Source organism: Streptococcus sp. UMB0029, assembly GCF_002871495.1.
Taxonomy (GTDB): Bacteria; Bacillota; Bacilli; order Lactobacillales; family Streptococcaceae; genus Streptococcus.
This window is the reverse complement of the sequence record NZ_PNGD01000009.1, coordinates 46,288-57,859: the sequence shown is the minus strand read 5'-3', so window position 1 is coordinate 57,859 and position 11,572 is coordinate 46,288. Positions and strand designations below refer to the sequence as shown.

The 11,572-nt window shown below is 40.1% G+C and carries 8 protein-coding genes and 6 pseudogenes; 3 read left to right on the top strand and 11 right to left on the bottom strand.

The window, feature by feature from the left end; all coding sequences use genetic code 11:
* Positions 1–36 precede the first annotated feature (36 nt).
* A complete protein-coding gene (locus CJ239_RS07355; protein ID WP_102211083.1) occupies positions 37–1,047 on the top strand; it encodes a YeiH family protein in 1,011 nt (336 codons plus the stop codon).
* On the opposite strand, the gene CJ239_RS12195 is transcribed toward CJ239_RS07355, so the two are convergent.
* From CJ239_RS12195 to polA, 3 genes are all read right to left on the bottom strand, one after another.
* Complete coding sequence (locus tag CJ239_RS12195) at positions 1,044–1,280, bottom strand: hypothetical protein (protein ID WP_102211132.1); 237 nt, start codon at positions 1,278–1,280, stop codon at positions 1,044–1,046. The genes CJ239_RS07355 and CJ239_RS12195 overlap by 4 nt on opposite strands.
* Positions 1,281–1,320: 40 nt before the next feature.
* The gene (locus tag CJ239_RS07345) at positions 1,321–1,758 is read right to left on the bottom strand and encodes a CoA-binding protein (protein ID WP_102211082.1); all 438 of its coding nucleotides are present in this window, start codon (positions 1,756–1,758) and stop codon (positions 1,321–1,323) included.
* A gap of 84 nt (positions 1,759–1,842) precedes the next feature.
* Positions 1,843–4,476, bottom strand: a complete 2,634-nt coding sequence (gene polA, locus CJ239_RS07340; RefSeq protein WP_102211131.1) for a DNA polymerase I — start codon at positions 4,474–4,476, stop codon at positions 1,843–1,845.
* Positions 4,477–4,623: 147 nt separating this feature from the next.
* Here polA and CJ239_RS07335 point away from each other — a divergent pair, with 147 nt between their 5' ends.
* Both CJ239_RS07335 and CJ239_RS07330 read left to right on the top strand, forming a co-directional pair.
* On the top strand, positions 4,624–5,622 hold the full coding sequence (locus CJ239_RS07335; protein ID WP_102211081.1) for an Rpn family recombination-promoting nuclease/putative transposase: 999 nt from the start codon (positions 4,624–4,626) through the stop codon (positions 5,620–5,622).
* Positions 5,623–6,060 (top strand): annotated as a pseudogene (locus CJ239_RS07330) (hypothetical protein); the annotation flags it as partial.
* A gap of 692 nt (positions 6,061–6,752) precedes the next feature.
* On the opposite strand, the gene CJ239_RS07325 reads toward CJ239_RS07330, so the two are convergent.
* The 8 genes and pseudogenes from CJ239_RS07325 to CJ239_RS07285 form a co-directional block, all read right to left on the bottom strand.
* Entirely contained in the window at positions 6,753–7,955 is a 1,203-nt protein-coding gene (locus CJ239_RS07325; RefSeq protein WP_102211079.1) for an Abi family protein, read from the bottom strand.
* Between the two features lie 268 nt (positions 7,956–8,223).
* Complete coding sequence (locus CJ239_RS07320; RefSeq protein WP_374703784.1) at positions 8,224–8,643, bottom strand: hypothetical protein; 420 nt, start codon at positions 8,641–8,643, stop codon at positions 8,224–8,226.
* 15 nt (positions 8,644–8,658) lie between these two features.
* Positions 8,659–8,778 (bottom strand): annotated as a pseudogene (locus CJ239_RS12430) (hypothetical protein); the annotation flags it as partial.
* A 72-nt stretch (positions 8,779–8,850) separates the two neighbouring features.
* Positions 8,851–9,711 (bottom strand): choline-binding protein, encoded by an 861-nt coding sequence (locus CJ239_RS12380; RefSeq protein WP_102211078.1) that lies wholly within the window; start codon positions 9,709–9,711, stop codon positions 8,851–8,853.
* 376 nt (positions 9,712–10,087) lie between these two features.
* Positions 10,088–10,492 (bottom strand): annotated as a pseudogene (locus CJ239_RS07310) (hypothetical protein); the annotation flags it as partial.
* Between the two features lie 7 nt (positions 10,493–10,499).
* Positions 10,500–10,907: pseudogene (locus CJ239_RS07300) on the bottom strand (hypothetical protein); the annotation flags it as partial.
* Positions 10,908–10,914: 7 nt separating this feature from the next.
* Positions 10,915–11,343, bottom strand: a pseudogene (locus tag CJ239_RS07290) (hypothetical protein); the annotation flags it as partial.
* Positions 11,344–11,572 (bottom strand): annotated as a pseudogene (locus CJ239_RS07285) (hypothetical protein); the annotation flags it as partial.

Sequence of the window (11,572 nt, the reverse complement as noted above, 5' to 3'; positions counted from 1 at the left end):
GTCTATAATGGTAACAGATTCTATTTGGAGGTTTTTATGTCATTTCTATCAAAAAATGGAGCAGGCATCTTGGCCTGCCTTCTCATTTCTATCCTATCTTGGTACTTAGGAGGATTCTTCCCTGTCATTGGCGCGCCCGTTTTTGCGATTTTCATAGGCATGCTTCTCCATTCCTTTCTCTCGCCTTATAAACAACTGGATGCTGGATTAACCTTTAGTTCTAAAAAACTGCTCCAGTATGCCGTTATCTTGCTTGGTTTTGGTCTCAATATCTCGCAAATCTTCGCAGTCGGGCAATCTTCGCTCCCTGTCATCCTGTCCACCATTTCAATAGCCTTGATTGTTGCCTACCTCTTCCAGCGCTTCTTTGCACTGGATACAAAACTGGCTACCTTAATCGGAGTGGGGTCTTCAATCTGTGGTGGTTCTGCCATTGCGGCAACAGCACCCGTTATCCATGCCAAGGAAAAGGAAGTAGCCCAAGCAATCTCCGTTATCTTTTTCTTCAATGTCTTGGCTGCACTCATCTTTCCAACTCTAGGAAGCTGGCTTCACTTATCAAATGAAGGCTTCGCCCTCTTTGCAGGAACTGCGGTCAATGATACCTCCTCTGTAACCGCCACAGCCAGCGCCTGGGACAGCCTCTACCAGACCAATACCCTCGAATCAGCAACTATTGTCAAACTTACGCGGACTCTGGCTATTATCCCCATCACTCTCTTTCTCTCCTACTGGCAAAGTCGCGATCAAAAAAATAAACAAGGATTGCAACTGAAAAAAGTCTTCCCACTTTTTATCCTTTACTTTATCCTTGCATCTCTCCTAACCACCCTTCTGACCTCTCTTGGTGTGTCCAGTAGTTTCTTTACCCCTCTCAAACAACTTTCCAAATTCCTCATTATCATGGCCATGAGTGCCATCGGTCTCAAAACTAATCTGGTCGCTATGGTCAAATCCAGTGGAAAATCCATTGTTCTCGGAGCCGTCTGCTGGATTGCCATCATCCTCACCAGTCTCGGGATGCAGACCCTTATCGGCATTTTCTAATACTCTTCGAAAATCTCTTCAAACCACGTCAACGTCGCCTTACCGTATGTATGGTTACTGACTTCGTCAGTTTTATCTGCAACCTCAAAGCCGTGCTTTGAGCTGACTTCGTCAGTTTTATCTGCAACCTCAAAGCCGTGCTTTGAGCTGACTTCGTCAGTCTTATCTACAACCTCAAAGCCGTGCTTTGAGCAGCCTGCGGCTAGTTTTCTAGTTTGCTCTTTGATTTTCATTGAGTATAACACAAAAGGTAGCCCACCAGCTACCTTTTTCTTATGCTTCCTCAATCAAGCGTGTATGTTCTCTCTTAATACAACGATTCATCACGATATCATCACATCCACCAGCACGCAAGATTTCTTCCGCTTCTAGACTTTCAAGTCCCAGCTGTGCCCAAAAAATCTTAGCATCAGCCTTGAGAAAATCAAGCGCCACATCTGGCAAAAACTCACTGCGACGGTAAACATTGACAATATCTACAGGAAAAGGAATATCAGCAAGGCTGGCATAAGCCTTTTCACCCAAGATTTCGCCACCTGCCGCCTTGGGATTGACTGGAATAATTTTATAACCACGAGACTGCATTTCCTTGGTCACTCGATTGCTGGTTGTTTCCTCACGGTCTGACAAACCCACCACAGCAAGGGTTTTACTCGTTGCTAGATACTGACGAATTACGCCATCACTTGGATTGATAAATTCTTGACTCATAGAAATCCTCCTTTTTCATCAGTATAGCACAATTTGAAAAGGCTTGCAGAATTCTACTACAAAAAAGGAGGACTAGCCCCCTTTTTATTTAGCCTCGTACCAGGTTGTCCCTTCATTTTCATCCGCGATGAGGGGAACACTGAGCTTAATGGCTTCTTCCATGGTTTGTTTGACTAATTTTTTCATCTCTGCTAATTCAGATTTAAGAACTTCAAGGACGATTTCATCGTGCACTTGTAACAGCATCTTAGTCTGATAACCACCTGCAACCAAGGCTTTATCTAGCTGAATCATGGCAATCTTGAGAATATCTGCCGCCGACCCCTGGATAGGTGAGTTGATAGCAGTCCGCTCCGCAAAACCACGAATATTGAAGTTGCGCGAATTGATATCTGGCAACTCACGACGACGCTTGAAGAGGGTCTCCACATAGCCCTTATCACGCGCCTCACGCACCACTTCATCCATGTAGTTTTTAATACCTGGGAAGCGTTCAAAGTAGGTATCAATGTAGGCTTTGGCTTCCTTACGGCTAATGCCCAGATTATTAGACAAACCAAAGTCTGAAATCCCGTAAACCACTCCAAAGTTGACAGCCTTGGCATTGCGACGGTCGTTTGCAGTCACATCCTCAGGACGCTCAATGCCAAAGACCCGCATGGCTGTCGAAGTATGGATATCTGCCCCCTCTTGGAAAGCCTTAATCAAGTGCTCATCCTTAGAAATATGCGCCAAAACACGCAATTCAATCTGTGAATAGTCGGAGCTGAGAAGGACACTATCCTCCCACTCAGGTACAAAAGCCTTCCGAATGAGACGACCTTGCTCCAAACGCACAGGGATATTTTGCAGGTTGGGATCCACACTAGACAGACGCCCAGTCTGGGTCAAATCCTGCACATAGCGAGTATGAATCTTGCCATCAGCCAAAATCCAGTCCTGCAAGCCAATTACATAAGTCGATTGAATCTTAGCAATCTGACGGTAATCGAGAATTTTCTTAACAATCGGAGCAATAGGAGCTAGACGCTCCAACACATCAACCGCTGTCGAGTAACCCGTTTTAGTTTTCTTAGTGTATTCTAGAGGAAGACCCAATTTTTCAAAGAGAAGGACGCCCAACTGCTTAGGAGAATTGATATTAAACTCCTCACCAGCCAGTTCGTAAATCTCTTGAGTCAGTTTTTCAATAACAAACTCATTTTCAGCCTGCATCTCAAGTAAGGTTTCTTTCTTGACCCTAATCCCAGCAATTTCCATTTTAGCAAGGACAAAAGCCAGAGGTTGCTCCATGTCATAGAGAAGCTCTAATTGCCCATTTTCACTGAGTTTTTCAAGCAAAATAGGCTCTGTTTCAACCAAAACAGCAAGCTTACGCGCCAAGTGTTCTAAGAATTTCTCACGTACAGGAATGGCTCTCTTGACACCCTTACCATAGAAAGTCTCATCATCGACCAAGTAAGTCTGACCGTAAAGACTAGCGATGGTCGCAATTTCATTGTCCTCCACAGTCGAAAGGAGGTATTTAGCCAAGCGACTGTCAAAAGCAGGCGCCTGCAAATTCACACCCAAACGATGCAAGAGAACTTTAGCCTTCTTAAAGTCATAAACTCTCAGAGGTGTTTTTTCTAAAAAGTCCTTGAAAATCGGATCTTGCAAAAGCTCAAGCTTATCTGTAGCATAGAGCTTATCGCCACAAGACCAGGCAAAACCAACCAAATCATCCGTATGGTAATTCTCACCAAAAAGCTCAAAATGGAAGATAGACTCTTCACTCAGCATGTCTTGACTGACTTGGTCAACGATAGTAAAGTCCAAACTCTCAGCCACATCAGCTGAAGACACATTTAAAGCCTGCTTAAGCTGTTTGAAGCCCATCTCATCGTAGAATTTCCCAAGATTTTCCACATCTGGACCACTATAGACCAAATCCTTCAAACCAATCTCAATCGGTGCCTTGGTATCAATGGTCGCCAGTGTTTTAGACAAAAAGGCCTGTTCCTTATCATTGATGAGATTTTCCTTCATCTTAGAAGCCTTCATACCATCGATATTTTCATAAATCCCCTCAAGCGAACCATGCTCCAGCAAGAGCTTGATACCAGTCTTTTCGCCAATTTTGGTCACCCCAGGAATATTATCCGACTTATCTCCCATAAGCGCCTTAAGATCGATAAACTGAGTCGGTGTAATGCCCATCTTTTCCATAAGATATTCTGGCGTAAAGGCCTCAAACTCAGCCACACCTTTCTTGGAAATCTCAACCACCGTATGCTCATCCGTCAGCTGAATCAAATCCTTGTCCCCACTGACAATGGTAATATCAAAACCATCCTGCTCTGCTAGTTTATCCAGTGTCCCAATAATGTCATCCGCCTCATACTGAGCCAACTCATAGTGACGAATTCCCATATGATCCAACAACTCACGAATGAAAGGAAATTGCTCACGAAACTCATCAGGAGTCTTGGCCCGACCACCCTTATAGTCCGCATACATCTCTGTACGGAAGGTCGTCTTTCCCGCATCAAAAGCCACCAAAATATGACTCGGCTCAACCCGCTCCAACAAATGGCTCAACATCAACTGAAAGCCATAAATCGCATTGGTATGCAAACCAGCCGCATTCTTAAAACGGTCCAACTGCTGATAGAGCGCAAAAAACGCCCGAAAAGCAACAGAAGACCCATCAATCAATAATAATTTTTTCTTATCCATACACCCATTATAAAGGAAAGCAGGGAAAAATACCATTGGAAAGAGCCAGAGCAAGTATTTTTCAAACTTTTTCCGAATAAATAGATAGAAGCATAGAATCTAGTAAACCTAGATTTAAAAATGTGCTATAATGAAAGGAGAAGAAATATGACTGTACGTCATCCGGGCATTAGCCCGACCAATGATTTGGTTGCTAAGAAAATCTTTAGCAATCCAGAAATCACTTGTCAATTTATTCGCGATATGTTGGATTTACCAGCCAAAAATGTAACCATTTTGGAGGGAAGTAACATTCATGTCTTGCCATCCCTGCCTTACTCGGCTCAGGATTTCTATACCAGTATAGACGTTTTGGCGGAGTTGGACAACGGCACACAAGTTATCATCGAAATTCAAGTTCATCATCAGAATTTTTTCATTAATCGTTTGTGGGCTTATCTATGTAGTCAGGTCAATCAAAACCTAGAAAAAATTCGCCAACGAGAAGGTGGTACACACCAGAGTTACAAACACATCGCACCAGTTTACGCAATCGCTATTGTGGATAGCAATTATTTCTCAGATGACCTAGCTTTTCATAGCTTTAGCATGCGAGAGGATACGACAGGTGAGGTCTTAACTATCACAAACAATGGACAGGAACACCATCTAGTCAAGATGGCATTCTTGGAATTAAAAAAATATAGAGAAACCAGCAAAGACAGCATTCGCAAACCGTGGTTGGAGTTTTTCGGGAATAAACCCTTTACCCAGCAACCTGAGCGAGCCATCAGCCAGGCAGACCAACTGCTGGACTACAAGAGCTGGTCCGAGGAGGACAGGAAAATGTTTAGTGAACAACGCAGACGTGAAGAACAAGCCTTACTCGCTCATGACTATGCCTTGGAAACTGCTAGGGCGGAGGGTATCGAACAAGGTCTAGAGCGTGGCCTTGAGCGTGGCCTTGAACGTGGCCGTGCTGAGGGGATTGAACAAGGACTGGAACGAGGACTGGAACGAGGACGAGCAGAGGGTATCGAAGAGGGATTAAAAGTAGGTCTAGTAAATCTAGTCCGTCAAGGTCTTCTGACTTCCGAGGTTGCCAGCCAGCAGCTGGGAATGACAGTCTCTGAGTTTGAAGAACTATTGAAAGAGCATCACAAATAAGAACTAAAAAAATACAGAGAAACCAGCAAAGACGAGGTTCGCAAGCCGTGGTTGGAGTTTTTCGGGAATAAACCCTTTACCCAAGAACCAGAGCGAGCCATCAGCCAAGCAGACCAACTGCTAGACTACAAGAGCTGGTCCGAGGAGGACAGGAAAATGTTTAGTGAACAACGCAGACGTGAAGAACAAGCCTTACTCGCTCATGACTATGCCTTGGAAACTGCTAGGGCGGAGGGTATCAAACAAGGTCTAGAGCGTGGCCTTGAACGTGGCCATGCTGAGGGGATTGAACAAGGACTGGAACGAGGACGAGCAGAGGGTGTCGAAGAGGGATTAAAAGTAGGTCTAGTAAATCTCGTTCGTCAAGGTCTTCTGACTTCCGAGGTTGCAAGTGAGCAGCTAGGCATGACTGTCGCTGAGTTTGAGGAGCTCTTGTAAGACCATACAATCACTAATAACATAAAAGTGAACAGGACTAAAATACTATCCTGTTCACTTTTTATTTTCTACTATCCAACAAAGCACTCACAGAATTCTACACGACAAAAGAGAAGGCAAAGCGTCCCTCTCTTTCATATTTTTAACTAATTAAATTTTACATTTCACAAATGGAAGAACACCTAGAGATATTAATTATTTAACTGCGGTATTATCTTAGCAAGTATCTGCTATAAAAAACTAAGCTAAAAATCTCCTAGTGACATAAATAAATTCAAACTACACCCACTCACCGTTTACATTTACTGTGTAACCATTGATTGTAGTGCTGACAGCCAGGGCACCTGAGCTATTTAGAAGCTGGGCAAAAACTCAGTTTGATGAGAAAATAAAGTCAATCTTCCAACAATAAAACGCATAATATAGTGGATTAAACTTAGAATAGTACGATACGGACTCTAAAACATGTCTAGAAATTAATTTGACTTCCCTAATAGATTTGTTCATATCTTATTTCAATACACTATATTTTAAATTTTTTCGTTCCACTAGATAATATATAAAAAATAGAGAGAAGTTACAAAACTTCCCCCTTATTGACTTTTGAAAACCTCTTTCAAGGATTTCACGCCGTCGTGGCTCTAAAACATAATACAATTTATTTTATCACAAATGGTATCTTTTAGCAATACTTATTTTCCAATTCTTTTGAAAAAATTTTTAATAATATCAAATTTAAATAAAAAGATATTTTTTAAACAGTATAGTCTGATGGAGCGATCTATTTTTTTAAGAGAAAAATTATTAAAATAATTTAAAATTTTTAAACTTTGATAAAATTTTAGAACTCTATTGTTAGTCTTAGGAGTAAGTGATAACTCAGAGATAAAAAGACTATTTATCAGAATTTTATTTCCTGTTCTATATCTTGTTATGAGACTAAAATGTGCTAATTCATTTCTTAATTCACGCAATATTTCACAAGCGTTAATAAATTTTTCACGACTACCGCTAGCCGACGAATCAAAGCCCATTTCACTCATAATTCTATTTTGTATTTTCACTCCCAATCCCTGAAATAAAATTAATAAATCATTGAGCATTAATGTATCAATAATAACCCAAAGTGGTGGATTCTTATAGCTAGAAATATATGGATATTTCATTTTACAATAGTCTGCATAAGATAAGTCAAAAAATCTTCCTTCTAAGTTGCTAATCTGGACTGACACATCTGTACAACCATCTAATCCAGAGATATCACTAGGAGTATTATTATCTTTTATTGAGAATTTTCCCCTGTAAATATTTATTTTAAGGTCATCAATAGTGCCTTCAAAAATACCTTCTAAATTATAAAATATTGCTCCATTATAAGTACTTGACCGTTGTACATTACCCGTAAATCTTGCATTCTTAATTCTAGCAGAAATATTATGAGTTCTGAAAAAAATATGTGTTTTTCTATCCTTCCCAGAAGTATAGAAATAATCTGTAAAAGAATTCTGATTATGTAGAGTCGGAAGTTCATAGAAATTGATATCCAAATAGTTTAAATTAGACTCAATACCACTACTACAATGTTCTCTTGCAAATTCATAGGCAATTCTAGACTTTAATTCAATCTCAATCTTTTCAATTTCTTGAAATAGGTATTTAGCAATATTTCTATCCAATACATATATTCTTTTAATATCCTTAAAATATACTCTAGACATATACTTTTTAGGATTTGAAGTTAACAAAAAAAGAGTTTCAAAGCCATTTATGGAATTAAAATAATTTTTCTGTTGGATAAAGCTCTCCATCTGTAGTTCGTCAGAAATTTTTAAGTTCCTGTTTTTTTGAATACTAATCTGTTCATTTATAGTTTTAAACTCTTTTTCTCTAGTCATAATATTATCTCATTCATTTTCTATGTAACTACTATTATATCATATTCCCAGATATTTTCTCTATATAATTTCAACTAGACAATCACATAGTCTATAAATAAGACCATAATTATAGTAGATTGAAATAAAATATGAACAAATTAATTGGAAAATTCAAGTCAAATTTCTAATAATGCTTTAGAAGTCATATTATACCATTCTAAATTCAATTAACTATATAAACAAACTTACCAATAAAAAACTAAGCTAAAAATCAAACAAATTCAAACTACATCCACTCACCGTTAGCATTTACTGTGTAACCATCGATAGTTGTATTCACCGCCAAAGCTCCTGATGGGTATGAATAGTACCATTTACCTCCAACTTGGAACCAGCCAGTTTTCATAGCACCTGAATCATTAAGATAATACCACTTACCATCTACAAGTTTCCAACCTGTCTGCATAGCACCTAAGCCATCTAGATAATACCATGTACCATTTTCTTTTATCCATCTAGTACTCATTTTACCTAAACTGTCGAGATGGTACCAACTACCATTTATAAGTTTCCAGCCAGTTATCATGGCACCTAAATCGTTTAAATAATACCAGTCACCGTCAATTTTCTTCCATCCAACAGAGCGATTTCCCTCATTATCAATAAAGAATTTTTTACCATCAATTACAGCAATATTGGGTGTCAAAATACCATCTTTTTCATTTAGGTAGTATTGTTTATCCCCTAAGGTTAGTAAGCCTTTTTTCATTACTCCATCAGTTTCAAAGTAGTAGGTCTTACCATCAATCTTTTGCCAGCCAGTGATATAGACAAAACTCAACCCACTACAGTTGACAAAGAGCCAACAAAAAACTAGGAGATTTTACTCCTAGTCTTTGTTTATTTATTAGTATTATACTAACTCACCATTTCCGTTTACAGTGTAACCGTCAGGAGTAGTTGTATTTACAAGTAATGCACCTGAACCATTTAGGTAGTACCAGTGGCTACCTACATATTTCCAACCAGTTTGCATTGCACCTGAAGCATCTAGATAGTACCAAGTTCCATTGTCTTTAACCCAACCAGTTGCCATCCAACCAGCTTGGTCAAAGTAGTACCAAGTTCCGTTGATTTTTTCCCAACCGTTAGTTGTGTAAGAACCATCAGCGTGTTTGTACCACCAGCGAGAACCTGATTGAACCCATGCTGCTTGAGCAGCTGGTTTTTCAGCAGAAGCTACTAGTTGAGGAATTTCCAAAAGGGTTGCTTTACCATTTTGTACTCGAACTGTTAATTTATATGTTCCACGTTTAGTTTTAACTTCAACAGTACTTTTAGCTGATTTTTCATACTTAATCTCAACTGCTTTACCATCAAATTTTAGTTCATTACCTTCTTTATCATAAACTTTAACATATCTATCGGTAACAACTCTTTGATTATCAGATTGTTGAGAAGCAAGGTAAGCTTTAATATCATCAATAGTCAAAGCACCATTTTGAGTAGTATTAACTTTATCACTTGCTTCTTCTCCACGTTTAGCTGCTTCTGCTGCTTCTTCAAAGAGTTTAGAAACTGTTGCATCTGGTTCTGTTCTCTCATCAGCTGCAGGTTTAGCAGTTTCTGCAGGTTTAGCAGTTTCTGCAGGTTTAGCAGTTGGCAATGTTTGAACATTAGCCTCACTGTGAGTTGCTGTATCATCTGCTGATACAACTTGTGCAGCACCAAATGCTGCAAGAGCGACTGCGCTTGTCAATAAAACTTTTTTCATCGTTTTATCTCCTTTGTTTTTCTTTAAAATATTTTTTCGTAAGACTATCTTACTACCATACAGTATATAAATATTTGCAGGATTTGTCAAGGGTTTTCTTCAATTTTTTAAACTTTCCACCTATTTTTTCAAAAAAGGGTAAAAAAACGCCTTTGTGAGATGAAATCCCCTTCAAATACCGTATCTTCCAAGTGAAAATCTCACAAATTTCTTAAACCTTGAGTCAAACCTCGCATATCTAATCCACATAGATAGTTAGATAGAACTCACTTCTATGGTATTATCCTATAACCCCTATCAAATGTCAAGCAAAAATGGCAAGTATTTTGGAATTAACTCGCCATTTCATTAACTTTCTACTATATAAAGATTGAACTCATAATAAAGCCTCAAATTCAGCGACGGTCATTCCCAATTGCTGACTGGCAACCTCTGAACTCAGGAGACCTTGGCGAACGAGATTTAGTAGCATAGACAAACTTCCTTCAACTTTACCACGCTCCAGTCCCTGTTCAATACCTTCTGCACGACCACGTTCAAGACCACGCTCTAAGCCCTTTTCCTCAGCTTGTTCCAAGGCATAATCCTGTGCTAACAAGGCTTGTTCTTCACGCCTGCGCTGTTCACTAAACATTTTCCTGTCCTCCTCGGACCAGCTCTTGTAGTCTAGCAGTTGGTCTGCTTGGCTGATGGCTCGCTCAGGTTGCTGGGTAAAGGGCTTATTACCAAAAAACTCCAACCACGGCTTGCGAACCTCGTCTTTGCTGGTTTCTTTGTATTTTTAGGTCTTATTTATGATGGTCTTTCAATAGTGACTCAAACTCAGCTACTGACATGCCCAATTGCTCACTCGCAACCTCAGGTGTTAGAAGACCTTGACGTACTAGATTTACTAAACCTACTTTTAATCCCTCTTCAATGCCTTCTTCTCGTCCTTGTTCACGACCACGTTCAAGGCCACGTTCTAATCCTCTTTCTTCAGCTTGTTCCAAGGCATAGTCCTGCGCTAACAAGGCTTGTTCTTCACGCATACGTAGTTGACTAAACATCTTCTTTTCCTCCTCAGACCAGCTCTTGTAGTCCAGCAGTTGGTCTGCTTGGCTGATGGCTCGCTCAGGTTGCTGGGTAAAGGGTTTGTTCCCGAAAAACTCCAACCACGGCTTGCGAACCTCGTCTTTGCTGGTTTCTTTGTATTTTTAGGTCTTATTTATGATGGTCTTTCAATAGTGACTCAAACTCAGCTACTGACATGCCCAATTGCTCACTCGCAACCTCAGAAGGCAAAAGACCTTGGCGAACCATATCTAGAAAAGCAAAAACTCTTCCTTCAACTTTACCACGTTCCAGTCCCTGTTCAATACCACGTTCTAAACCTTGTTCGATACCTTTTTCAATACCTTCTGCCCTAGCAGTTTCTAAGGTATAATCCTGAGCCAATAACGCTTGTTCTTCACGCATACGTAGTTGACTAAACATCTTCCTGTCCTCCTCAGACCAGCTCTTATAGTCCAGCAATTGATCTGCCTGACTGATGGCTCGCTCGGGTTGTTGAGTAAAGGGCTTATTCCCGAAAAACTCCAACCATGGCTTGCGAACCTCGTCTTTGCTGGTTTCTCTGTATTTTTTTAGTTCTTATTTGTGATGCTCTTTCAATAGTTCTTCAAATTCAGAGACAGTCATACCCAACTGCTGACTGGCAATCTCTGAAGTCAGAAGGCCTTGGTGAACCATATCTAGGAAAGCAAAGAGTTTTCCTTCAATTTTTCCACGCTCCAGTCCCTGTTCAAGGCCCTCTGTGCGGCCACGTTCAAGGCCACGTTCTAATCCTCTTTCTTCAGCTTGTTCCAAGGCATAGTCCTGC

Coding starts and splice junctions, on each gene's coding strand:
- CJ239_RS07355 (WP_102211083.1), top strand. CDS start 37: ATGTCATTTCTATCAAAAAATGGAGCAGGCATCTTGGCCTGCCTTCTC.
- CJ239_RS12195 (WP_102211132.1), bottom strand. CDS start 1,280: ATGAAAATCAAAGAGCAAACTAGAAAACTAGCCGCAGGCTGCTCAAAG.
- CJ239_RS07345 (WP_102211082.1), bottom strand. CDS start 1,758: ATGAGTCAAGAATTTATCAATCCAAGTGATGGCGTAATTCGTCAGTAT.
- polA (WP_102211131.1), bottom strand. CDS start 4,476: ATGGATAAGAAAAAATTATTATTGATTGATGGGTCTTCTGTTGCTTTT.
- CJ239_RS07335 (WP_102211081.1), top strand. CDS start 4,624: ATGACTGTACGTCATCCGGGCATTAGCCCGACCAATGATTTGGTTGCT.
- CJ239_RS07325 (WP_102211079.1), bottom strand. CDS start 7,955: ATGACTAGAGAAAAAGAGTTTAAAACTATAAATGAACAGATTAGTATT.
- CJ239_RS12380 (WP_102211078.1), bottom strand. CDS start 9,711: ATGAAAAAAGTTTTATTGACAAGCGCAGTCGCTCTTGCAGCATTTGGT.